This is a genomic window from Pedobacter sp., from assembly GCF_041645105.1.
In the GTDB taxonomy this organism is placed as follows: Bacteria; Bacteroidota; Bacteroidia; order Sphingobacteriales; family Sphingobacteriaceae; genus Pedobacter.
Genome location: NZ_JBAZQQ010000007.1, coordinates 102,432 through 127,850, shown reverse-complemented (window position 1 = coordinate 127,850; position 25,419 = coordinate 102,432). Strand labels below are relative to the sequence as shown.

Annotated in this window: 22 protein-coding genes; 15 read left to right on the top strand and 7 right to left on the bottom strand. The window is 33.7% G+C overall.

What is annotated here, in order from left to right; all coding sequences use genetic code 11:
• The first annotated feature begins 4 nt into the window (after nucleotides 1-4).
• The 5 genes from WC623_RS20285 to WC623_RS20265 all read left to right on the top strand — a co-directional run bounded on the left by WC623_RS20285 (nucleotide 5) and on the right by WC623_RS20265 (nucleotide 7,485).
• On the top strand, nucleotides 5-4,036 hold the full coding sequence (locus tag WC623_RS20285) for an amino acid adenylation domain-containing protein (RefSeq protein ID WP_372854527.1): 4,032 nt from the start codon (nucleotides 5-7) through the stop codon (nucleotides 4,034-4,036).
• The gene (locus tag WC623_RS20280; RefSeq protein WP_372854525.1) at nucleotides 4,036-4,728 is read left to right on the top strand and encodes a 4'-phosphopantetheinyl transferase superfamily protein; all 693 of its coding nucleotides are present in this window, start codon (nucleotides 4,036-4,038) and stop codon (nucleotides 4,726-4,728) included. The genes WC623_RS20285 and WC623_RS20280 overlap by 1 nt, the downstream gene beginning before the upstream one ends.
• A gap of 168 nt (nucleotides 4,729-4,896) precedes the next feature.
• Nucleotides 4,897-5,730, top strand: a complete 834-nt coding sequence (locus WC623_RS20275) for a cupin-like domain-containing protein (RefSeq protein WP_372854523.1) — start codon at nucleotides 4,897-4,899, stop codon at nucleotides 5,728-5,730.
• 31 nt (nucleotides 5,731-5,761) lie between these two features.
• Nucleotides 5,762-6,664: a cupin-like domain-containing protein gene (locus WC623_RS20270; protein WP_372854521.1), complete on the top strand. Its 903-nt coding sequence runs from the start codon at nucleotides 5,762-5,764 to the stop codon at nucleotides 6,662-6,664.
• A 35-nt stretch (nucleotides 6,665-6,699) separates the two neighbouring features.
• Nucleotides 6,700-7,485, top strand: a complete 786-nt coding sequence (locus WC623_RS20265; protein ID WP_372854519.1) for an FkbM family methyltransferase — start codon at nucleotides 6,700-6,702, stop codon at nucleotides 7,483-7,485.
• A gap of 10 nt (nucleotides 7,486-7,495) precedes the next feature.
• On the opposite strand, the gene WC623_RS20260 is transcribed toward WC623_RS20265, so the two are convergent.
• Nucleotides 7,496-8,665 carry a glycosyltransferase family 2 protein gene (locus WC623_RS20260; protein ID WP_372854517.1) on the bottom strand — a complete coding sequence of 390 codons (1,170 nt, stop codon included), beginning with the start codon at nucleotides 8,663-8,665 and terminating at the stop codon, nucleotides 7,496-7,498.
• A 6-nt stretch (nucleotides 8,666-8,671) separates the two neighbouring features.
• Complete coding sequence (locus tag WC623_RS20255; protein ID WP_372854515.1) at nucleotides 8,672-9,583, bottom strand: glycosyltransferase family 2 protein; 912 nt, start codon at nucleotides 9,581-9,583, stop codon at nucleotides 8,672-8,674.
• 172 nt (nucleotides 9,584-9,755) lie between these two features.
• On the opposite strand from WC623_RS20255, the gene WC623_RS20250 reads away from it, so the two are divergent.
• From WC623_RS20250 to WC623_RS20210, 9 genes are all read left to right on the top strand, one after another.
• Complete coding sequence (locus WC623_RS20250) at nucleotides 9,756-10,157, top strand: hypothetical protein (RefSeq protein WP_372854513.1); 402 nt, start codon at nucleotides 9,756-9,758, stop codon at nucleotides 10,155-10,157.
• 4 nt (nucleotides 10,158-10,161) lie between these two features.
• Nucleotides 10,162-10,911, top strand: a complete 750-nt coding sequence (locus tag WC623_RS20245; protein ID WP_372854511.1) for a class I SAM-dependent methyltransferase — start codon at nucleotides 10,162-10,164, stop codon at nucleotides 10,909-10,911.
• 25 nt (nucleotides 10,912-10,936) lie between these two features.
• Nucleotides 10,937-12,052: a DegT/DnrJ/EryC1/StrS family aminotransferase gene (locus WC623_RS20240; RefSeq protein WP_372854509.1), complete on the top strand. Its 1,116-nt coding sequence runs from the start codon at nucleotides 10,937-10,939 to the stop codon at nucleotides 12,050-12,052.
• Nucleotides 12,045-13,328: a glycosyltransferase family 4 protein gene (locus WC623_RS20235; protein ID WP_372854507.1), complete on the top strand. Its 1,284-nt coding sequence runs from the start codon at nucleotides 12,045-12,047 to the stop codon at nucleotides 13,326-13,328. The genes WC623_RS20240 and WC623_RS20235 overlap by 8 nt, the downstream gene beginning before the upstream one ends.
• Nucleotides 13,329-13,335: 7 nt before the next feature.
• Entirely contained in the window at nucleotides 13,336-15,147 is a 1,812-nt protein-coding gene (locus WC623_RS20230; protein WP_372854505.1) for an ABC transporter ATP-binding protein, read from the top strand.
• Nucleotides 15,144-16,328: a glycosyltransferase gene (locus WC623_RS20225; RefSeq protein ID WP_372854503.1), complete on the top strand. Its 1,185-nt coding sequence runs from the start codon at nucleotides 15,144-15,146 to the stop codon at nucleotides 16,326-16,328. The genes WC623_RS20230 and WC623_RS20225 overlap by 4 nt, the downstream gene beginning before the upstream one ends.
• 23 nt (nucleotides 16,329-16,351) lie before the next feature.
• Nucleotides 16,352-17,254 carry a class I SAM-dependent methyltransferase gene (locus tag WC623_RS20220; RefSeq protein ID WP_372854501.1) on the top strand — a complete coding sequence of 301 codons (903 nt, stop codon included), beginning with the start codon at nucleotides 16,352-16,354 and terminating at the stop codon, nucleotides 17,252-17,254.
• Nucleotides 17,251-18,240, top strand: coding sequence for a UbiA family prenyltransferase (locus WC623_RS20215; protein WP_372854499.1), 990 nt, complete (start codon nucleotides 17,251-17,253; stop codon nucleotides 18,238-18,240). The genes WC623_RS20220 and WC623_RS20215 overlap by 4 nt, the downstream gene beginning before the upstream one ends.
• 126 nt (nucleotides 18,241-18,366) lie before the next feature.
• Nucleotides 18,367-19,329 (top strand): glycosyltransferase family 2 protein, encoded by a 963-nt coding sequence (locus WC623_RS20210; protein ID WP_372854497.1) that lies wholly within the window; start codon nucleotides 18,367-18,369, stop codon nucleotides 19,327-19,329.
• Here WC623_RS20210 and WC623_RS20205 read toward each other — a convergent pair.
• From WC623_RS20205 to WC623_RS20190, 4 genes are read right to left on the bottom strand one after another with little or no spacing between them, the layout of a single operon-like run.
• On the bottom strand, nucleotides 19,326-19,757 hold the full coding sequence (locus WC623_RS20205; protein ID WP_372854495.1) for a hypothetical protein: 432 nt from the start codon (nucleotides 19,755-19,757) through the stop codon (nucleotides 19,326-19,328). The genes WC623_RS20210 and WC623_RS20205 overlap by 4 nt on opposite strands.
• On the bottom strand, nucleotides 19,758-21,197 hold the full coding sequence (locus tag WC623_RS20200) for a GMC oxidoreductase (protein ID WP_372854493.1): 1,440 nt from the start codon (nucleotides 21,195-21,197) through the stop codon (nucleotides 19,758-19,760). It abuts the gene before it with no gap.
• A gap of 23 nt (nucleotides 21,198-21,220) precedes the next feature.
• The gene (locus WC623_RS20195) at nucleotides 21,221-22,258 is read right to left on the bottom strand and encodes a UbiA prenyltransferase family protein (protein ID WP_372854491.1); all 1,038 of its coding nucleotides are present in this window, start codon (nucleotides 22,256-22,258) and stop codon (nucleotides 21,221-21,223) included.
• Between the two features lie 18 nt (nucleotides 22,259-22,276).
• On the bottom strand, nucleotides 22,277-22,951 hold the full coding sequence (locus tag WC623_RS20190; RefSeq protein ID WP_372854489.1) for an HAD family hydrolase: 675 nt from the start codon (nucleotides 22,949-22,951) through the stop codon (nucleotides 22,277-22,279).
• Between the two features lie 67 nt (nucleotides 22,952-23,018).
• Here WC623_RS20190 and WC623_RS20185 point away from each other — a divergent pair, with 67 nt between their 5' ends.
• Entirely contained in the window at nucleotides 23,019-24,680 is a 1,662-nt protein-coding gene (locus WC623_RS20185; protein ID WP_372854487.1) for a hypothetical protein, read from the top strand.
• 6 nt (nucleotides 24,681-24,686) lie between these two features.
• Here the strand turns inward: WC623_RS20185 and WC623_RS20180 are convergent, their stop codons facing one another.
• Nucleotides 24,687-25,418 (bottom strand): glycosyltransferase family 2 protein, encoded by a 732-nt coding sequence (locus tag WC623_RS20180; RefSeq protein ID WP_372854485.1) that lies wholly within the window; start codon nucleotides 25,416-25,418, stop codon nucleotides 24,687-24,689.
• Between the last annotated feature and the right edge of the window lies 1 nt (nucleotide 25,419).

Here is a 25,419-nt window from a genome sequence, read left to right as displayed (position 1 = left end):
AAAGATGCATAACAATTATAATCTTGTAGCTGTTGATTTCAATCCTTTTGAAGGTAATGAAATTGAAAAAATTGCCATTACCAACGAACCTCAGCGTGAAGTCTGGCTATCTTGTATTTTAGGTGGAGAAGAAGCGAGTTTGGCCTATAATGAATCAGTCTCACTGGAGCTTAAAGGAGATTTTAATGAATTAGCTTTTGAAAAAGCAATTCATGATTTAATTGCCAGACACGAGGGTTTGAGAGCTGTATTAAGTAAAAATGGTGAAGACTTAATCATCTATAAAGCAATATCATTTGATATTATAAAATCAGAAGACTTTTCTGAAACCAGTCTGACTGAAAAGGAATTGAACCTTAAATCTTTCATTCAGGTTGAAATGGGAAAATCATTTGATTTATATGAGGGCCCACTTTTTAGAATTTACCTTCATAAGCTTGATCAGAACCTACACTACTTCACCATCATAATTCACCATTTAATCGGAGATGGCTGGTCTTTAGGAGTAATTCTTGAAGACTTAAGCCTGTTGTATAATGCTCATTCAGCAGGCAAGCAAGCTATATTGCCCAAAGCTGAACAAATTAGTGATTATGCAAGGCAGCAAATGGATTTCGTAAAGACAGAAGAATATAAATCTACCGCTGATTTCTGGCTTAATAAATATAAGGATAACGTTCCTGTTGTAAATTTACCCCTTGATTTTAACCGTCCTGCCTTACGGACTTATAAAGGAAAAAGAAATGACTACCAACTTGCTGAGGACCTGCTTTCTCAAATCCAGGCACTATCAAAACAAACAGGAAGCAGTTTAGTAGTTACACTTGTTGCTGTGTTTGAAGTCCTGTTATACCATCGTACAGGACAGCAAGATCTGGTGGTGGGCTTACCTTCTGCCGGACAACTTGCTACTGAGAACTTGAGGTTAGTTGGGCACTGCGTAAATTTATTACCACTTCTAAGTAAAATTGATCCAGAACAACCTTTCATAGATTATCTAAAGAAAAGAAGGTCTGAAATATATGATGCTTACGACCATCAACGATTAACATTTAGTGAGCTGATCAGGAAATTAAACCTAAAACGAGATAAAGCACTTGTGCCCCTGGTACCAGTTGTATTTAACGTTGATATGGGAATGGATGAGAAAGTTGAATTTACAGGACTGAATCATCGACTGATATCTAATCCCAGAGTTTCTCAAACTTTTGAGATTTCTTTGAATGTAAATGGCTCTAAAAAAGCTTTAACATTTGAATGGGCTTACAATAGTCAGCTTTTCACATCAGAAACAATTGACGTGATGATGCAGGAATTTGAGTTGCTCTTAAGAAAACTTACCTCTGAGCCTCGTACACCTATCCATGATGCCATCATCCATCAATCACCTTTCCCTGAAATTGCTATTCAGTATTGTAATTATCCAAAGGATAAGACCTTTGTTGATCTCTTTTATGAACAAGCTGCAAAAGTTCCCGATCATAATGCCATTGTTTTTGAGGGCAAAAAGTTAAGCTATTCAAATCTGAATGCTCAATCTAACAAGTTAGCTAATCATCTGATTAGCAAAGGTGTAAAATCAGGAACATTAATTCCAATTTGCCTCAAGCCATCTATAGAAATGATTGTAGGTATATTAGGAATTTTAAAAAGTGGTGCTGCATACTTACCTATTGATGTCGAGTTTCCGATTAAAAGAATAAGCTTCATGCTCAGCGAGTCTAACATTGACTTCATCATTACTGATAATGAAACAGCTAAAATACTGTCTAAAACAACAGAAAAAGAAGTCATTTGTCTGGATGATTCCGAAATTAATGTTTGGAAAGCGAGTTATGAACGTCCTAAGGTTACAATATCCCCTTCTAGCCTTCTTTATGTTATATATACTTCAGGCTCTACCGGAAATCCAAAAGGTGTAATGATAGGGCATAGCTCTTTGGTCGATTACCTTTTTGGTCTAAAAGCGAATTTGCCTATTCTTGAAAACTGCAAAAGCTTTGCTTTGGGCTCTACAATAGCTACTGACCTTGGGAACACGATATTGTACAGTGCTTTGTCAATAGGGAGTGAATTACATATTTTTAGTAAAAACAAGTTTAACGATACGGTATATATTCACGACTATTTTAATAAACATCATATTGATTGTTTAAAAATTGTCCCATCCCAATGGAAGTTCTTAAATGAGGGTGAAAAAGCCTTATACCCTGAAAAGCTTTTGATGTTTGGCGGAGAGTCTCTACCTGGTGAATTCATTAAAGAGATTGATGCATCAGGGGTGAAATGTGAGGTTGTAAACCACTATGGTCCAACAGAGACAACTATTGGAAAACTATTGTTCAGAGTGGATAAGAACTCGACTTACCCAGTAACCGTTCCTATTGGAAGACCATTTTCTAACGCATCTATATTTGTACTCAACTCCAACTTAAGATCATGTCCAGCCGGCATTCCAGGTGAACTTTATATAGGTGGAATTGGCGTAGCTCAGGGTTATCTAAACAATCCGGAACTTACAGATAAAGTATTTGTTAAAAATTTGCCAGAAGATAAAAGCAATAGCATTTTTTATAAAACTGGTGATTTAGTGAGATGGTTACCTGATGGTAATATTGAATATTTAGGTCGTATTGATGACCAGATAAAAATAAGAGGCAACAGAATAGAGCTCGGAGAAATTCAGAATGTTTTACAAAAACATAAGGATATTAAGCAATGTACTATAACTGTAGAAGAACATTCAAAATCGGGAAAAACACTTGCAGCTTATGTAGTTACAGAGGGAGAGTTTAATAAAGAAGCTATTATATCCTATTTGAGAGAAAGCTTGCCTGATTATATGGTTCCTCGAATCTTAATCCCATTAGAGCAAATCCCACTTACTGCGAACGGAAAAGTTGATCGTAAAGCTTTGCCTAAATATGATCTATTTACAGAAGATGATGAGAAAACTTTTGTAGCCCCTAAAAATAAAGAGCAAAAATTAATTGCTGAAATATGGGCTAAACATCTTTCTCTAGAAAAAATTAGTATTAATGATGATTTCTTTGAATTAGGTGGGCACTCTATGATTGCTATAAAAATAATGGTTGAAATTGAAAAACAAACAGGTATAAGGTTACCTCTAGCTGTTCTTTTTGACAATTCAACTATAGAGAAACTGGCCCTTAATTTAAGCAAACCCGATCAGGAAAAGAATTGGAAATTACTTATTCCTATAAAAAACTCAGGAAACAAGCCTCCACTCTACATCATTCACGGTCAGGGAATGAATATTATCATTTTCAAAAGTCTTGTGCATGAAATTGATAATGACCAACCTATTTTGGGTCTGCAACCTCTAGGCCTAAATCCCCAAGATGAGCCTGCAGAAAGTGTTGAAGAGATCGCTGAAGGCTATGTTAATGAAATCATTAGAAATAATCCAGAAGGTCCATACCTGCTAATGGGATATTCTTCAGGTGGTACAATTGCTTTAGAGATGTCAGAACAGTTTAGAAAGTTAGGAAAAAGAGTATCATTTTTAGGTCTTCTTGATACCTATTATGATGGCGATAGTTATTCCAGACTGCTAAAAGAGGCTAAATTTGGACAAATCTTTAATCAATCAATAAAGACATTAGGCTATGCTTTTGTTTATTTTTTCAGGTATCCGAAAGACTTTATTCTGCATAAGAAAAACTTTACTTTGGGCAGTCTTTATAATTATTATAAAAAATTTAACCCAATTAAAGAAGATCCATCTAACCCCCTATATGTTATAGATAAGATTCAGAAAACTCATAAAAGAGCATTTGAACGCTATAAATTAAAAAAATATCACGAAGATGTTGTACTATTCAGAGCGAATGATAAAAAAATGACTTACATTCCTAATATGGAAAGCAATGGCTTTGCTCCATATATTGGAGGAAAACTAACTTTAGTTGATATCCCTTTAGAGCATTTAAAATTTTTCGCTCCTGATCATGTTCACATCTTTGCTCAGAAACTACAATCGGAATTAAACAAGAGTCATTTAACTCATAATTGATGAAAGTGATAGATTTCACTCTTCCTCAGGTTGAATGGCAAGACTATAATTCAAATGTAGAATTGAGTAAAGGCATTACCCATATTTTTAAAATAAACATAGTCCTTTATGAAAGCATAAAGCCTGAATATTTATCTGTTCTTGATCAAAAGGAAATTACAAAAGCAAATCGTTTTAAAAATGAAGATGATAAAAAAAGGTATGTGATTGGTAAATACTTTTCAAGAATTATCCTTTCCAGCTTTTTAAACCTTGAACCAAAAGACATCCTTTTTTCCTTTACAGGAAATAAAAAACCTTATATCGAAGGGGCACATTTTAATATTAGCCATAGTGGTAGATTTACTATCATCGCTATCAGCCCGGTAGCTATTGGAATTGATATTGAATATATAAATGCGAAGTTTGATTTTAGCCCATTATTAAATATTTGTTTCAAAGAATCTGAGTTAAATAGCATACATGATATAGTTGATTTTTATACCTTATGGACAAGAAAAGAAGCTATACTCAAAGCGAGTGGAGAAGGTCTGATTGACAACTTACACGACATCGATTGCTTAAAAAATGTTGTTAAAAGAAATCACATCAACTTCAGTATTTCTAGCAAGAAACTTGAAGACGATCACATTATAAGTTTGGCAATTAACACATTACACCCCAATCTCAATTACTGGGATTTTACCGTCTAGCGAAAACAATTGACCTAAAACTTTATTAGTAAAAATTAATTAATTACAAAAAAATAATTTTTATTGCAGTTAAAGCCTTAATTATTTGATGTTTTTATTTTATATTTATATATCAGTATATACAATTTATATGTTGGTATACAATTAGGGATATTAAAACTTTCATTCATGGAAATTCAAAGAGTTGATGATATTTCTCATCAAGAATTTATGACTCGCTTTTACGAGCCTGGCATTCCTGTAGTTTTTAAAAATGCATCAAAGGTCTGGAAAGCCAAAGGACTATTTAGTCCAGATTGGTTTAGGGAAAATTATGGCGAAAAGACCACAGAAAAGAATGGTCAAATTTATTCCATGAAAGAAATAATGGATCTTGTGGAGAATAGCAATGAAAATAATCCGGCTCCTTATCCTTTGATATTTAATATTCCGAATCAATTGCCAGAATTACTTCCATTAATTGACCCGTTGAGTTTAAATTATGCTCGTCCAAATTGGTTAGAAAGTAAATGGTTTAAAAAAGGCTATTGGGGGAGTGCAACTGAACTTTTTATAGGTGGTCCTGGAGGTAAGTTCCCTTATTTACACTTGGATTATTATCATCTAAATGCATGGATTACACAGTTATATGGTGAAAAACGTTTTACAGTGTTCCCTAGAGGTCAGGAAGATTTATTGTATCCTAAACCCGACGATCAATGGCGCTCAGAAGTAAATATTTTTGAGCCCAATTACGAGAAGCATCCAAAATATAAAGAGGCCACCCCTATTCATTTTACTGTTGGTCCTGGTGAAACCCTTTTTATTCCTTTTGGTACCTGGCATTCTGCCTATTCACTTACCCCTACTATATCTGTAGCTTTTGATCAGTTAAATTACAAAAATAGCAAGGATTTTCTCAAGGATGTATGGTCATTTAAGCGTCGAGAGGGACTGATGAAGGCCGTAACAATGTATAGCTATGCCTGGCTAGGTTGTCAAATGGGCGATATGCTAAAATAATAGTTTCACATAACCTTCACAATCTATAGTTATGAACGAAATGACCCCAAGAAGGAATATTGACCCAGAACAAATAACTACGATAGATAAACGTAGCAACATTTCGAAACAGGAACTCCTAAAGGAATATATTGAGCCAGAAATTCCAGTAATTATTACTGATGCGGCAAAAAAATGGCCAGCAATGGGAAAATTCACTCCGGATTTTTTTAAAACAAATTATGCAGGACTAACAAAAGAGATCAAGGGAAAACGCTATGAAATGGGGGAATTTATTGATTTGATGCTCAATTCAACTCCAGAAAATCCAGCTCCTTATCCATTTAATCTGAACATTAAAAGGATTTTTCCTGAACTTCTTGCTGATATCAAACCCGAAGTTGTATATGGAAAGCTAGATAGGATTAATCATCCATTACTTCCTCAATTTCTATTGAATGGAACTGAAGTTTATGAACTCTTTTTTGGAGGTAAGGGGGCAGGCTTCCCATTTTTACATTATGATGCATTGTATATGCATACGCAAATTACCCAGGTTTATGGTGCAAAAGAGTTTATTTTCTATTCACCAGGTCAGTCCCATTTACTATATCCAAAACCTGACCGACCAAAAGCTTCACAGGTTGATGTTCTCAATCCTGATTACGAAAAATTCCCTCTCTTTAAGCAGGCTCGCCAAGTAAGATGCGTTGTTCAAGAAGGTGAAACACTTTTATTTCCTTCTGGATGGTGGCATACCACTCAGATTCATGGCCCAAGCATAACTATGGGTAGGGCTCAGTTAAACAAGTCAAATTGGAAAAATTTCAGCAATGACAACTATGAGCAATGGAAATTACTTCATCCTAATTATTCTTATCTAGGAATAGCTGCTTTAATGTATACAAAAGCATTAGGTAAGATAATGGATATTCAAGAAGCATTAAAATCATAAGCAGATAACATTAACTAATTTAACAAACTTAGAATATGAGGGTAGTAAAAGATTTAGTAAAGAGTACACTTAGGTTAAAACCTCAGTACGGGGTTAAACCTCTTAAAAACTTAATTCACATCGGTTCAAAATATCATGGATATGAGCTTCCTGAAGGCTTTTTTAATAAAGATTCTATTTGTTATTGTGTAGGTGCTGGAGAGGACATTTCTTTCGACACAGAACTAAAGGTGCTTTATGATTCTAAAATTTTCATTTTTGATCCCATGCCAGAGGGCATAAACTATTTTATAAAATTAAAGGAATATACAGCAAGAGGAGAAACATTTGGTGTTGAAGGTGATGATGTGTTCAGATATCGTATCAATTCTAAACAACTTGAAGAAATAACCTATGTAAATAAAGGAGTTTGGAATGAAAAAACCGTTTTAAAATTTTATGCTCCTAAATTAGATAACTATGTATCTCACTCTGTGTATCTATTCAAAGATTCGGATGAACATATTGAAGCTCCTGTAGATCGTCTGTCTGCCTTTATGAAAGAGTTTAACCATAAAGCCCTTGATCTAGTAAAACTAGAAATTGAAGGTGCTGAATATGCTGTAATAGATTCGATAGTTAAAGACAAAATTGACGTCAAAATAATAGCCGTTGAGTTTGATGAATTTTTTCACGCACAAGGTCTCGGCTTTCATTTAAGAATAAAAAAAGCAACCAATCAACTCAAAAAAGCCGGGTATGTTTTGGCACATTCAACAGACAAATTTAAACGAACATTTATTAGAGAAGATGTTTACAACCAGTTAAAAGCAATGGAATAGCATTTAGATATTATATTTTTCTCTTCGATTTTTCCCATGCTGCACTTTGATTATTTCTAAAGTACCTAAATATTCCGGCTATAACTGCGTAATTCATTACGCAGAAATAATAAGGAATAAAAAAAGCTTTTACCCGTATATTTTTGCTTTCAAAAAACATCCCCACAAGGCTTAATATATAAAACAAAACCTGTCCGGCAAATAATAAATGGTATAGAAGAGAAGCCCCATTTAGTACAATTAAAATATTTAATATAAAAACAGAAATTAACAAGAAAGGTGTAATTGTCCATCTTAATACCCTATGACTAATGTATTGAAATGTAAGTACCGGGTAATAAAATGGATTTGCAGCTTTCCTTAGCCTAAGAATAGACTGCATCCCCCCTGCTGCAATTCTTATCTTTCTTTTCAATTCTTCCTTAGTATTTGCTGATGCTGTCTCCATCGCGTAAGCATTTGGCTCATAAGCAATAATATATCCATTTTCCGCAATCCTCATAGCAATCATATGATCATCTATAATGGTATCTGATTCAACAGGCTGATATAAACCTGTTCTGATACTAAACAACTCTCCCGCTGCTCCAACATTAGAATACAACTCATAATCCCATTTTTTAAGTTTTGATTCATACTTCCAGTAAAAACCTTCTCCTGCCGAACTCGCATCAGCAGATTCTTCTACATGAATTCTTTTTTCACCAGCTACCGCACCAACTTTGGGATTTTGATAATGTTTCACCAATTCCAGGACTGCATTCTTATTTAAGAAAGTATTGGCATCAGTAAAAACTGTGATATTACCATTTATAAAAGGAATTGCCCTTTTAATAGCTGCCATTTTTCCTGATCGTCCATCCTGATGTAATAAAGTAACCTGATTATACCTTCTTATCCTATCAGCCGTCTGATCAGTTGAGCCATCTGTAATAAATATTATTTCGAGCTTCTCTTTAGGATAATTGAGATCCAAACTATTATTTATTTTGCCTACAATAAGATCCTCTTCGTTATACGCAGCAATAAGTAAAGTAACAGTTGGCAGATCTATAGCTTTATCAAACTTAGATGCTTTAACAAGGAGCTTCTTTAACTTTACTAAAATATACAAAACCAGTCCATAACCTACAAAAGTATAAACAACCAGAAACAGGCAGATCCAAAAAGCTACAGCCATTTAATTTTATATTTTAAAACCCAGTTTACTACTATTCTTTGAATTTGTTAAATTCCAAAATACACCTTTAAATACCCATTTAATGAGATCTGTACGACCTTTTAAAAGATAAAGGAAAATTTGTTTGGTACAAGCGAACAAAATATAATATACACTAAAGAACAAAGAGTTCATTACGCTAGTATTTCTTCGGATAAAAAGCATTCTATTTCTAGTCATAAAATAAGTTTTAATACTACTTTCTTTCCCGACACTTATTGACTCTTTATGATATATTTTTGTTCTTCCGGTAAACCAAATATGTTTACCCGCTTTTCTAAACTTCTCACACCAATCCAATTCTTCATAATATAAGAAAAAATGCTCTGCCATTAGACCAACAGATTCAAGGTCACTTCTGCGACACATCATTGCTGCACCATGACAATAACCTGTCTCCCTGCTATCCATATTATACTGTCCATTATCCACTTCCATTTGTCCTATACCTTTATTCCTACAGGTTAGATAATTCATTTCTGTAAAGCCGGCATATTGAATAATGTCTGGTTGATCATAATACAAAATCAAAGGTGATAATATACCTATCTCAGGACGCTGATTCATCTCCTCTTTTAACACTTCAACAGTATCATTAAAAATTTCAGTATCATTATTCAAAAACAAGAGAAATTCTCCTTTAGCAGCTTTAATTCCAAGATTGTTCCCCCCTGCAAACCCCAGATTTACATCAGATCTGATATAAATCAATTTAGGGTAAATTTCCTTATAGGTAACTACATGATTTTCCCGGCTCCCATTATCAACGACAATTACCTCAACAGCATCTTCTTTAGTATTAGCTTTTACTGATTTAAGGAAAGCGATTGTAACTTCCGGCTGATTGAAGTTTACAGTGATTATAGATGTAATTTGCATTTAGAAATAAATGTAATTCTTTTGTTCGTAAAACAACAATGAAATCTTTATCAATTTTAATCAAAAACTGTAACAGTTATGATGAATTTCACTTAATAGGTGGTGGTTTGTGTATAAAACCTTAAATTGCAATCGGATAATTAAATTACGACTTACCTCTTATTGAACTATAATGATTGACAGAATTGAGCATGATGGTGTTTTGCTTTCCATTATTATACGTGCTGATTACAAAAAAGAAGGAATATCATTTTTCACACCTAGTGATTTTTCTCAACAGCTCGGTTATATGAATCGTCCTAAGGGATATGTCATAGATCCGCATGTACATAAACTGGTTGAGCGTAAAGTAACCTTAACACAAGAAGTGCTTTATATAAAATCAGGAAAAGTGCTGATTAACTTCTATGATGATGAAAGGAATTACCTTGAAAATAGAACACTAAATGCCGGTGATGTAATTCTATTAGCACATGGAGGGCATGGTTTTGAGATGCTGGAAGATGCTGAAATGATAGAAGTTAAACAAGGACCATACGTAGGTGACGAAGATAAAGTGAGATTTACCCCCTGAGCTTATGAAAAAAGTTTTTAATGTTTTAAGCAATTATTATGATTTGATTTATGAGCAGAAAGACTATGCTGGTGAAGCTGCCTATATTGTTCAACTTATCAAATCCTATAGCCCTAAGGCTAAAAACCTTATTGAATTTGGCACGGGTACCGGAAAACATGCCTTTCATTTTTGTAACAGTGGATTTACTGTAAAAGGTGTAGAACCGAGTGCTGAAATGCTTAAAGCTGTAAAGGAACATCACCCCAAACTTTCCTTACAACAAGATAGTATTACTTCGTTTAAGTCTGACGAGCTGTTTGATGTAGCCACAGCGCTTTTTCATGTAATTAGTTATCTTAATTCTAATTCAGAACTGATTGCTTCTTTCAAAAATGTGCATAAACACTTAAAAAATGATGGATTGTTTATTTTTGATGTATGGTATAGTGCCGCTGTACTTACCCAGATTCCAGAAGAACGCATAAAAACTGTTCAAAATGATTACATAGAAGTAATCCGAAAAGCCAAGCCAATAAACTATTGGAACAGAAATGTAATTGAAGTAGCTTATGATATTAATGTTCTGGAAAAAGCTACTGGAAAAACCCACAATTTCTTAGAGCAACACGAAATGCGACATTTTAGTATTCCGGAAATAGAATTACTTGCAGATATCACTGGATTTAAACTCTTAAAAGCTGAAGAGTTCGGAACGGCGAAGATTCCCGGACCAGATACCTGGGGAGTTAATTTCGTACTTCGTAAAAAATAGCATAACTTTAAGTTTAATTTTTTAAATGAAACCAATCTCAGTTAACACCCCTCTACTTGCTGGAAACGAGCTTAAATATATATCTGAATGTATCACTACAGGTTGGATAAGTAGCGAAGGCCCCTTTATTACAGAATTTGAAGAAAAATTTGCAGCCTACATTGGACAAGATCATGGAATAGCAGTAAGCAATGGTTCAGCAGCATTAGACATCGCGATTAGGGCCTTAAATATAGGGGCAGGTGACGAAGTTATTATGCCAAGTTTTACTATTATTTCTCCTGCACAATCAGTAGTTACAGCGGGTGCAATACCAGTTCTAGTGGATAGTAATTTAGACACCTGGAATATGGATGTAAATCAAATAGAAGCTAAAATAACATCTAATACAAAAGCTATTCTAGTAGTTCATATCTATGGTTTACCTGTAGATATGGAACCTATATTACAATTGGCAAAAAAATATAATCTTAAAGTTATTGAAGATGCTGCAGAGATGCATGGTCAAACATATCATGGAAAAATGTGTGGCGCTATTGGAGACATCAGTATTTTCAGCTTTTATCCCAACAAACATATCACTACAGGTGAGGGGGGAATGATTTTAACTAATGATTTAGATTTATCAAGACGTTGTAAAAAATTAAGAAACCTTTGTTTCGAGCCAGACGGACCAAGATTTATTCACTATGAACTAGGCTGGAATTACAGGATGACAAATATGCAGGCAGCACTTGGTTTGGCACAGCTTGAACAAATTCAAAGTTTTCTTGAAAAAAAGCGAACAATGGGTAAAGCTTACCAAAATGGCCTTAAACATTTAATTTCCAAAGGTTACCAACTACCTTTAGAAAGAACTGCTTATGCAGATAATATATATTGGGTTTTTGGATTATTGGCGCCTACTGAAGAAGAAAAAAATAGAATATTAGATGTCCTTCAGCAAAATAAAATTGCAACTAGACCATTTTTTTGGTGTATCCACGAACAACCTGTTTTTCAAAGAATGGGCTTTTTTAAAGATGAAGCGTACCCGAATGCAGAAAAAATGGCAAGAAATGGTTTTTATCTACCATCAGGTTTAGGCCTTGAAGATGAAGATTTACAAAGAGTGATCAGTGTTATTGAAGGTTATGAATAAGTTAAAAATTGGCGTTCTATTAAAAGATTATAAAAAACAGGAAGGCGGTGCATATTCATATTATAATGCACTTGTTGAAGGAATTGAAAGTTACAAGTTTCATGAAGATCTAGAATTTGTATTTATTGTTATTGGTAATTCAATTGACCCCTCTACTCCAAAAAACAGCTATTTATTTGACCAGGAAAAGTTAGTAAGAGAAAAACACGGACTATTTTACTTTTTAAACCGCTTCGTCAAAACAAAAGTCATTAACTATTTACCTATTTCTGCTAAAATCCAGGCTTCTTATCAAAAAAAATCCTGGGAATGTATAAGAGAACAGCTAATTGAAAAGGAAATAGATATAGTATATTCATTAACTCCTTTTTATTCAGATATAGACTACCCTACTGTAATTACACATTGGGATATTGGTCATAAGAGTACATATACGTTACCTGAAACAATTTATAATTATGAATTTGAATCAAGAAATGCATATTATAAAGATATTTTACCTAAAGCATTTGCAGTACTATGTGAATCTGAGGCCGGAAAAAGGGAACTTTGCCATTATGAAAATGTAAATCCTCAGCGTGTACATGTTATTCCTATGTTTCCTGGAACAATTGTTGACTTAAAACTAAATAAAGAGGAAGAAAAATCCATTCTAAAGAAATTTGATGTTTCTGAAAAGGATTTTTTTATATATCCTGCGCAATTTTGGCCACATAAAAATCATTATAATTTACTTATTTCTTTTAAAAATTTTATCAACAAATACCCAGGAGTTAAACTTATTCTTTCAGGTAGTGATAAAGGAAATTTAAATTATATAAAATCCGTAGTTCAAGAGCTTAATCTACAAGACAATGTGCTTTTTCCTGGTTTTATATCGGATGAAGAATTATATACTTTTTATAGGAATGCCATTTCACTGGTGATGCCAAGCCTAATGGGGCCTACCAATATGCCTCCTATTGAAGCACATTCTTTAGGTTGCCGGATTATATGTTCTGATTTCCCTGGACACAGAGAAAGTTTAGGTGACGATGCTATTTACATAGACCCTTTGGATAGAGCTGCAATTTTCATGGCCATGGAAAAATGTTATCTGGAAAGATATACACATCTACCAGGATCTACCGATCATGCAACAGTAGAGGACGCCTTAGTAGAAATCAATAAGACTTTTTTAAGTTTATCTTCAATCAGAAAGACTTTCCCATTAAACCCGGGTACATTTAAAGTTTTCATGGCGGCATGGATATTTTCAACTACATTTATGCTTTAAAACTTTCATGGTTGAATCAATTGCTCAGAAATTAAAAAAGCTTAAAACTAATCTAAATGTAAAAAGGACACTAGAATTAGTATGGGATGCAGCGAAAAGTTGGATGATACTATCAATAGTAATGATAGTTATAGAAACAATTCTTTTTCTCGCCTCTTTTTATGCTTTGAAAGTCCTTGTTGATAAAATAACACAAGTTAATAGTTCAACACCTGGAGCGACAGATCTAATTTTAAAACATGTTATTATAGCAGGTTCATTGGCAGTTTTATATGCCATTGCAAAGGCACTATCAGCTTATTTCACTGAAGTTCAAGCAACAAAAGTTGCTAATTATATAGACTACAAGATACATAGCAAAGCAATTAGTATGGATCTTTCCAACTATGAAAACCCTGATTATTTTGATATTTTAAAAAGAGCCAAAGATGCGGGAACAGATCGGCCTAACTTGGTCATTACTACCATTGCTGAAGTTGCTAAGAATACTTTAAATCTTTTTGCAGTAGGTTCTCTATTTATCACCATAAACTGGATGCTTTTACCTCTTTTGATCTTATTCGTGTTACCTACTCTGTTTGTTAGAATTTATTTTGTCAACAAACAAAACATATGGAGAATTAAGCATACCCCATTGGAAAGAAAGTCATCTTATTTAAGCAATCTGGTAACATCTGATACTTCCGCTAAGGAAATAAGAAGTTTTAATCTTGGAAATTATTTTAAAGATCTTTATTATTCTATAAAAATACAGGTATTTAAGGAAAAATTAAAATTAAGCTATAAAAGGACACTTAATGAAGTTCTAACGACATCCATAGCTAGCATTGGTTTTTTTACATGTATCGGTTATATCGCAGTTGGAACGATAAAAGGTACTACTAGCGTGGGAGACATCGTACTTTTTCTAATGGTATTTCCACAATCATTCTCATTAATGCAAAATATATCGGCCGGTATATCCATTATATATCAAAACAGTATATTTATAAACAGTATTTTTGAGCTTTTTGATTTGAAAAATCAATTGAATGTAAATGATGGCGGACTACCAGTTCCTAATGATAACAAACTCGATTTAGAGCTCAAAAATGTATCCTTCACCTATCCTCATAGTATAAAATCAACACTAAATAATATCAATATTAAAATTCCATCTGGAAAAATAATTGCAATTGTCGGATTAAACGGTGCAGGTAAATCAACCTTAATTAAGTTGTTATGTAGGTTGTATGATCCCTCATCAGGCGAAATCAATCTTGGAAATACCAATATAAAAAGCTTTGTACTTTCTGATTTCAGAAAGCAAGTAAGCCCCGTTTTTCAAGACTTTTCCAAATACAATGTTTCTGCAGCAGACAACATCAGGTTTGGAGATATTGAAAAAGAATATAATCAAGATGATATTGTGATTGCATCAAAAAAATCTGGTGCTCATATATTTATTGAAAAATTTCCAGATCAGTATCAGACTATGATGGGCAGACTATTTGAGGATGGTCATGAAGTAAGTATTGGACAATGGCAAAAATTGGCTATTGCCCGTGCATTTTATAGTACTGCCCGTTTTTTAATTTTAGATGAAGCAACGAGTGCACTGGATGCAATTGCAGAAAATGAGCTTTTTGAGTCATTACGTAATAAAATTAGTCAACGCAGTGCATTGATTATAAGTCACAGGCATTCTGCAGTTAAACATGCTGATTATATTTATGTAATTTCCGGAGGAACAATTTCCCAACATGGGACTGATGAGGAATTACTAATGATGGAAGGTGATTATGCCAATTTATTTAAAAACAAAACAGCTCATAAATGATTACTGAAGCTAATTTAAAAACAGAAATCAATAAAAAACTTGCAATTATAACTTGTTGTATAGATGATTGGGGAGGAAGTGAGGAATTATGGGCCAGAAGCATACCACACCTAAATCTACAAGCGAAAAACATCACACTCTTTAAAGATAAAATTAATCATAACCATCCTGAAATTTTAGCTTTAAATGCATTGGGACTAAAATATAAAGAACTTGCGACCAGCTCATCTATATTAAAGAGAGTTTATAACAAGGTAAAACAGCGCATAAAAAAGTTCCCTAAAGATTCATATCATTATAATCCGCTGGCACAACATTTCTTTAAAAATCTACAGAACTCCAAACCTGACCTTGTAGTCATTGCACAAGGTATTAATTTTGATGGTCTGATTTATGCACAGCAATGCCTCCTACTCAATATTCCTTATGTTATTATAGTACAGAAAGCTGTAGACTTTTATTGGCCCTATCCTACGGACAGAGTGTATATGAGAAATGTGTTATTGGAGGCTAAGCAAATTGTCTTTGTCTCTCACCATAACCAAAATCTCACGGAAGAGCAATTTGGTGTAAGATTACCTAATAGTGTAGTGCTTTATAATCCAAACAAAACAGTGATTAAACCGATCCCATACCCTTCTGTAGAAAAAGGGATTAAACTGGCTTGCGTTGCACGACTATTTATAATTGATAAAGGACAAGATATTCTTTTGAGGATTTTATCATCGCAAAAATGGAGATCAAGGCCGGTTACTGTTTCTTTTATTGGCACAGGACATGATGACGAGGGACTAAAAGAACTTGCTAATCTGTTGAAATTAGAGAACGTAAAATTCAAGGGTTTTGAGTCAAATATTGAAAAATTATGGGAGCAATATCATGCTCTTTTATTACCGTCAAGGAGTGAGGGTCTTCCGCTATCCATGATAGAAGCGATGTCTTTGGGTAGAACTGTAATTGTAAGTAAAGCGGGTGGAAACAATGAAATTATTAATGATGGCATTAATGGTTTTATTGGAAATGCCACAGAGGAGGATTTTGATAAAGCAATGGAAAGGGCTTGGTTAATGAAAGACAAATGGGAAAGTATAGGAATTAGTGCCTCTGAATATATTAAAGATCATTTTCCGAAAAATGCTGAAAAAGATTTTGCTGACTGTATTAACAATCTACTTAAATAAAACACGATATTTCATTAAAAAATATGAACACTACTGATCAGATTAACGGAGGGCCATATGATGAAACCTATGCTGCAATGTACAATAGTATTTGGTGGGATAGTGATACCTGGGCCCCGGAAGGAAAATTTCATATTGAAACCATTGCAAACCTATTAAAACCTGGAGGCAACTGGCTTGATGCGGGTTGCGGAAATGGTTTTTTCTTAAGTCAGTTCCCTGAAACAAACAGAAATGGCCTTGATTTTTCAGCAGCAATGATTCATGAAGCAAAAAAGGTTAATAAAGGTGTTGTTTTCCATCAACAAAGCCTTACCGATGAGAATGAAGCATTGAATGGTCAATTTAATCTGGTTACCTGTACGGGGCAGCCATGGAGCTATCTTCCTACACTTGATCAAATAGAAATCGCTGTAAAAAATTTGGCTTCATGGACTTCTGATGATGGAAAGTGTATGCTTACACCTGTTGATATTTCAGATTTTGTACCGATAAATTTTCCTGTTTTCCATAATATGGAAAATGTGCCGAACAATTATGCCTTGGTGACAGGGATTCACTGGACCTATAAGGAATTAGATCATGTACATCATTATTGTCTCTCACCAATGTTAGACCAATGGATGAGGTGGTTTTCCAAGTATTTTAAAAAAGTAGAAATTTTAAGATGGCCACATGAACCAAAAATATTAACTATTCCAAGAAGAGTGATTGTATGCAGCGAAAAACGTAAAGAGGGCGATAACAGTCTGACAGAATTTATTATGCATCCTATTCCAGGAAGTAATGATAAGCAACCTGCTTTTTTTAATCCTGCATCAAACCTAACTCACAAAATGTTGCTACATGAGTGTTTTCATAGATTAAAATCAGGAGCATTTTTTAAAGCAATAAAAAGGAAAATCATCTATAAAATCAGATATTGAACTTAGTAAAAGTTATACGATCTGCAGAGTGGTGGGAATATAAACTTCCCCCATTATTGGCCATTGGTTATGCAACGGCAATTAAAACTGATGTTGATTTTCTAAAATCAATGCCCCATCTGTTGTTCCTGCTGCTATCTCTGATTATTGGTGCTACTTATGTAAGTATTATCAATGACATAACAGACATTAAAGATGATCTGAAAAGTGGAAAAGCAAATCGAATTGCAGCTGTTAAACCTGTGTTACGATGGTTGCTTCCATTAATATGTCTTTTGGTTGGTTCAATATGTTGTTACATTCTTTATCCCGACTGGCTTTCCATTAGTTTATATATGATACCGTGGATTAGCTTTAGCTTATACTCCTTTCCGCCATTCAGGCTTAAGAACCGGGGAATATGGGGAGTACTTGCTGATGCAAGTGGATCACATATTTTCACGAGCTTACTCATGATTAGTAGTATGAGTTTCATAAGTAACAAATCCATAGATTGGCTCTGGTTTATAAGTACTGGAATCTGGGCATTATGTTATGGTGTAAGGGGGATATTATGGCATCAATTTTACGACAGAGCCAATGATATTAAAGCAGGTCTGAACACCTACGGAGTAAAAATAGCACCGAAGGATTTTAAAATAAAAGAAGCTTTTATTTTCGCAATAGAATTATTAGCTGTTGTTACAATGTTGTATTGTGTGCATGAATTATTACCCATTTTATTTTTATTTATTTATTTACTTGTGGCCTATACCAGAACATATGTATTGAAATATAAACCTGTCATCATCGTATCACCTAAAAGTCATCCATATCATATACTTATGGGTGATTTTTACCAGGTTTATTTCCCTATTTCACTATTATGCACAGCCACTATAAACAATAACTATGCATTGGTTATCCTAATTATTCACTTATTCCTTTTTCCCAAAAAAGCATTAGTTTCGTTAAAGGATCTAACTTATTTAATTAGAACTAAATAGTTACAATATTACTTTTCAAAACATTTTTTTTAATTATTTCTCTAAAACAATTGTGTCCTATTGCCTGCACAAGCATATATTCATATATTAGCAATATAAAGTCCGCCCCCTTTCAAACAAAGATTAATGGAAATTAAAAATTTGGTTACGATTATTATTCCAACATATAATAGAGCCTCAATACTTAGGGATGCAATACAAAGTGCATTGGACCAGACTTATCCCAATAAGCAAATCATTGTTATTGATGACGGATCGACTGATGACACTGCTGAATTGTTAAAAGGATATCCGCAGATTGAGTATTATTATAAGAAAAATGGTGGGCAGGCATCTGCAAGGAACCTTGGCCTGAAACATGCTAAAGGTTCAATTATAGCTTCGCTTGACTCTGATGACATATGGTATCCCGAGTTTTTAAGCAAATGTGTAGAAAAACTTGAAACTGAACAGCTGGATTTCGTTTTTGCTAACTGGGATCAGGATGCAAAAAAAGGAGAATCATGGAATTTCCTGTTAAATGATCCTTTTTTAAAACCTTACTTAAATAGAGAGTCGAATCACTGGATAAACCTTGAGTATAAAGAAACAAGAGACCTTTATCTCAATGCCTGCCCCTCTCCTTCCTCTTCAGTAGTGCTTCGAAAAGCTTCAATTGTATCTGGCTGGGATGAAGAAATTAATATTGGTGATGACTGGTGCATGTATCTTGAAATGATTTTATCAAAAGAGCGAAAAATAGCTTTTACGATGGAAAAGTTATGGCACAAAAGAATTGACGACATCAATATATATGATGGAAGAAAGTGGGCTGAAATACTAGAATTTCTATATATAGCTGACCTTAAGAGAAAAATGACCAGATTCCAGTATCAATTAAACAAAGTAGAACTGAGGATTCTTCAGGAACGATACATGGCAAGTCTAGTTGAATTATCAAAACATAACTTAATCCGTGAATTTCGCATATTTACATCTTTAAATTTACTTGGGAAATCATTAGCTATTGATATTCCCTACACTTTAAAGGCAATCCCAAATGTATTCATGAAAGGATTGCAGAACAAAATGAAAAATAATTTAAGCTAAATATTTTTAATGGTGTTTGGAGGATAAATTGCAAAAGAAAAAGGGTTAGGAACAGGACTTTTATAGGGACTATATAATCCTAAGTACTTTACTTCTTTACTTTCATCAGCTCTATTGATAAAAAAATCTGTGGATAATAGATAGTATTTAACAAGCTCAAAGAACGTTGTAGATTGCTCTGGTTTTATTCGCATAAAATACATTGTTTTCCATTTCAACTTTGTCATGAGATCGTTATTGGCATTTTTAAAATAGTCTGTGATGTATCTTTCTACACTTCCCTCTTCCAGTTTTAAATAATACAATTCTCGTTTAATAAGCAACACCGCATGTTCATTTATAGCTGGCGACAAAAAATAAAGTGACGCAGGAAGAGCGACACTCCCTGTTGCCACCCCTATCAGCAATAAAAATCTTCTTCTATTCATTTAAAACATTTTATCAGCCGCAAACAATGACATAGCAGAAAGCGTTAATGTGGGATTTGAAGCACTATAGGTAGTAAACGCACCTGCACCTAGTACAAACAAGTTCCTGTATTGGTGATGAATCATATGCTTATCAACCACTCCACTTTTGGAGTCACTGCTCATCCTGGTTCCACCAATTATATGACCTTCGTTAGGAAAAGGATCCAGATACTTTAATTTCTCTACAGGTAAACAAGAAAGAATTCCCGGTAACTTTGCCTTCATATTTTCTATACCTTTCAAAGTATATTCGGATCGGCCCATAAAATTAACCTTTGGTACTAGTTTATCAGCAGTTGTTGTGATATAATTGGAGTCCTGAGGTAAATCCTCAAAAAGTAAACGAATGCTTGCTATATTTAACCATTTACCACGCTCTAACCTAATATAATATGGTGCATTACTCACTTCCATTAAACACGCTGCAAAGTCTTTTCTATGCGCACCATCATAGAGCATATACCCGTTGGCATTAACCCAAGTACTCCCTCCTACATTACTCATATTATCGAGATATATTAACACCTGCATTCCTAGCTGTTCACCAAAGCCTTTCCCCGTCAATTGGTTTTTATCTCCAGCATTTAACAGAATATTAGTATTAAAAAATGGATTCGCTCCTAAAGCTATTACTTCGGCAGAAGCAATATATTCTTTCCCATCTTTAATATAATTGATCTTTCTGGCTACATCATTCATTACTTCCAGACTATAAACAGCTGCTCCGTATATCAATTCTATTCGTCGATCATCATAAACTCCCATATTCGAGTTCTCGATGGTAAACTTCGCATTTACAGGGCAAGTATCACAGGTGCTGGAAGCCATGCAGGAGTTTCGGCCTTTGGTATCCCTACTTGCCCGGGCGGTAGGCTGACTGATATATTGATTACCATAAGTCTTATGCAATATCTTATCAACTACACTAAATGTATGTGGAGGCAATGGGTACTTACCAGTTCTAGGAAAAGGAGTTCCCTCAGGTCCAGAAATAGACATCAAATTTTCAGCTTCATAATAATATGGGTCAAGATCGTCATAATCTATTGGCCAATCCTGCTCAATTCCAAAAAGAGATTTCATTTTGAAATCTGAAGGCATAAATCTGGGTGTACAGCCCCACCAGCAATTAGATGAACCACCAAGTCCAGTGGTAAATGGCCATCTTTTCTCTGCATTTATATTATTGATTGCCTTTTCCCATGGCTCCTCGAAGTTTTCAAATTCGGAAGGCTCTCCTCTTTTAACTTTTAACCTTTCATCGTGGGGATAAAAATGACCTCTTTCTAAAACCAATACCCGTTTATTCTGATCAACTTTTGCCAGATACTTCTTCAAAAAGAAAGTCGAAGCGAAACCTGTACCAACAACTATTAAATCATAATGATCTTGTTTCATATAAATTATGCTAAAATCATTCTTTAATATTCATAATTATTTGCATTCTGTAAGAACCAATGTAACCAAGGAATCTCCACAAACATTAACACACAAAGCAAAATGGTAAACAAAACTACATACAGCATAAACCATTTTCTAGTATATAGTTTTTCTGAACCTTGTACTGGAGAATCATTCAACAGACCAATCCTAAGGTACCATGAAAATAGTAAAGCAAAAAATGGAAAACTAACTAAAAGTTCAATCCTATCTTTTATCAGAAAGATCCCCATAAAAAAAGCACAGGTAATTCCATAAAAAAACATTGAGACCAATAAACTATTCTCAGTATAATATTTAAAAGACCTGCGGTATCGACCTGCAACTTCAGGATTAGCAATTAACCTGTATTCCGCAAAACGCTTCGTAGCCATTAAAAATGCGCCTCCCATCCAATAAGCAATAATGATACTTACAGGCGGAAATGTATTAATCCAATCTAAATCCCACTTGGTATCTGGAATACCTAAAGCCGGACTAAATATAAACCAACCGGCAGCAAATCTTATCGGATTATTTACCGACTCACTTAGAACATCTAAAAATACCCTATCCTTACTCCTAAATGGCTTTACATTGTACATAACTCCCATAAAAAGTAAAAATAAAGCCATGGATAAGAATTTAATAGATACACAATAGCCAAGAAAAAGGCCTAATATTCCTAAAAATGCATATTCACTATAAACTATTACTGGATTTACAACAGATACTACAGATGATCTTCTTTTCTTGAGTGGATGAAATCTATCAAATCCAGCATCCAGATACTCGTTAATCACGTAATTTGCAGAAGCTACAAAACAAAAACTAATCAATCCTAAAACAATCTTAAACAGTAAATTAGTATCAAAGGGCGTATTAAAAATAGATAATGCAAATAACATCCCTGGAATCATAAATGCATTTTTCGCCCAATTGTCTGGTCTGGCAATCTTTATATAATCCTTTAATCCTGCTTTTCTTGGTGCATCTGCATTTTCTAAAAGTCCCTCTGCAGCTAAACTTGTTTTGGTCATATTGAATCAGTTTTCCGATTAACGGTTTCGTAATTGATCAGATAGCCTATTATAATACAGCTTATCTGTATTATTCTTATTGATTAAAAAAAAAGGAATTGAAGCACGTGCAGCACACTCGCCATCAAGTTCTTTACGGTCGCCAATAAAGAGGCAATTGCTATTTTTAATTTTTAACTTAGTTATAATATAATTCAGTCCAATAGGAATAGGTTTGAAGGCATTAACATAAATGTCGGTAGAACTTACAATTAAGTCTACTGCAATATTCATACTTTTTAATTTCTGTTCCGACTCATAATCAGAATATATTGCTGTTCTAATATTCTTTTTCTTAAGCTCTTCAAAAAACTGTTCGAGCCCAGGATATTTACATGTTTTTAAATACTTATTTGGATAATTAAATATCCAATAGTCTATTACTCTTTTAATTCTACTCAAAGACACATTAACCTTTGATAAAACCCACAAATACTGTTCAGTCTGTAGATCATCTGATTGATAACCATGTCTTTTTTCTCTTTCCTGTCTAAAATGATATAGAATTAAAAGTTCTTTATACCGCCAGGGTCGCATTAAATAATGCAAGAACAAAGCAAGCATCATTTTTTTTCTTAATTTTTTTTGATCATAAAGTGTCCCATCAACATCGAAAATCACAAGTTCTAATTCACCCCAATTGATATTTTCCACTTCATCGTATTTATTTAAGAGTAAAATTATTAAAAATTTCGATATTGCAAACTTTAGCGACCTACAAATGAATTATTTAAAAGATATAAATGTTGCTGACAAGCATAATAAAAACGATTTATTACTATATCTGATATTATTTATTGGAACAGCATTTAGATTATTTCATTTCTTTTATGATCGCTCATTGTGGATGGATGAAGTTTATCTATCCACCAGTCTGGTAAAAATGGACTATAAAGAACTACTTAGCCAGCCACTTTATTATCAACAAAAAGCTCCTATCGGTTTTCTGATGTTAGTTAAGCTCATAGTAAATCTATTTGGAAATAAAGAAATTTACTTGCGTATTATCCCTCTTATATCCGGAACAGCAGCTATGTTTTTATTTGTACCTGTAGCCAGACATTTTTTAAACAGACAAGGAGTATATGCCGCTGTAGCTATAATAGCTTTCTCACCAGCATTGATATTTCATAGTGTAGAAATTAAACAGTATTCAACAGAACTGCTAGGTACCATTTTGAGTTATAAAGCATTTATCCATTATAAAAGCCTAAATAATGATAGAAGCTACTTAAAAAGCAGAGTAATCTGGGGAGTTATTGGCTCAATAATCATCTGGTTTTCTTATTCTTCAATTTTCATATTAGCTGGAATAGCCATAGGTCTTAGCATACAGCAATTAATTCTCAGAAAATGGAGTACGTTCTTTTTAAATGCAATTCCTTTCAGTATCTGGGGTCTTAGCTTCTGCATCAACTATTTTATATTTACACATAAACATGCAGAATCAGAATGGATTGCTTATTGGTTTAGATCTTACGATAACTTCATGCCTCTATTCCCAAGCTCTATTTCTGAATTCCTATGGTTCCCAATGAATTTATATCGAATGATGGATTATCCACTTGGACTATTGTGGAATTTTAATGCCATTTCCGATAATCAGGCAACTAATATGATATTAAAAATGCCATTTATTGGGATTATATTTCTCTTTTCTGGTTTATATGTATTGCTTAAGCATTTCAAAACCAATTCATTTGTTTTAATCACCCCAATTTTTCTTATGTTAATTGCTTCCGGTCTAGAGCTATATCCCTTAACAGAAAGATTCTGGGTATTTATTTCTCCTGTATTTATAATTTTCATAGCCCTGGGATTTCAATGCATTTCAAACTTAATCGAATCCGTAAAAGTTTCAATTTTATTTTATGTATTGATAATTGCAGGGCCATTAATTCAGTCTATACAATCAGTTTTAAAGCCTCAAACGTTCTATGTACATAAAAAGTCGTTCCAACGAGAAGCAATTAGTTATGTAAATAATCAATTCAAAACTGGAGATATGGTTTATGTATATTGGAATAACTTACCAGGATATAGGCTTTATAAGGAAATGTATAATTACAAATTTAAAGCAGTTGAAGGACAGGATGTCAGACAAAAATCAACAGATTTTCATAGTTATATGAATCACTTAAAACCTGATTTTGAACAACTAAACTCGGCCAGTAGAATATGGGTAATTTACAACAACCAATTTTTAACTGATATAGGCGATAAGTTAGATGATCCTGCCTGGTATTATAAATCAGGAGAAATCCCTCCCCTACAACTGATAAAAGAATTTAGCAAACAGTGCAAAACAGAACAACGATTCAAAAGTAGGGATGTAACTGTTTACTTATTAGAATGGAAGAGCCAAAGTCACAAAAGGCTATAATTAGTTTTATTCTGTTTTTCTAGACCGTGCTAACAAAAATTTCATATAAAAGAAAGGAAGAAGTAATGGATTTTCATTCTTTAAATGCATTTTAATTGTTCGGTGTAAATTAACCCCAGTATCTACTACTGCTGTTTTATTATTTCCGTCAGAATGAAAAGTCCCCAGAATACCATCTATTTTAATTACTCTGAATTTCCTATAGACTTTCAATAAAAACCAGATATCCATCGCGTAATGGTCATCCACTGGAAATTCTCCAACTTCATCTTGCACCTTACGTCTATAAAAATAGCTTACAGGATTATTTGGAAAAAGATTTTGCCAATATTGTAAAATATCTTTGTACCGCGGGGAGGGAACTCTAACTACCGAGCTTTCTATATCCTGAAATAATAAATCACCGACTATCATATCAGATTCAGGATTTTCTTCAAATGCTTTTAATACTTTTTTAAATGCACCCGGAGCAAACTCATCATCTGCATTTAAATAAACAATGATCTCACCAGAACTTATCCTAAAAGCTTTGTTCATTGCATCAGATTGCCCATGGTCTTTTTCAGATATATACTTAATATGACTATACTTATCTAATATGGAAACGGTATTATCTTTTGATCCTCCATCAGAAACGATGTGTTCAAAATTCTCATATCCTTGTATTAATACACTTTTGATTGCTCTTTCTATATATTTACCAGAATTAAAAGACGGGGTCAGTACGCTTATTTTCATT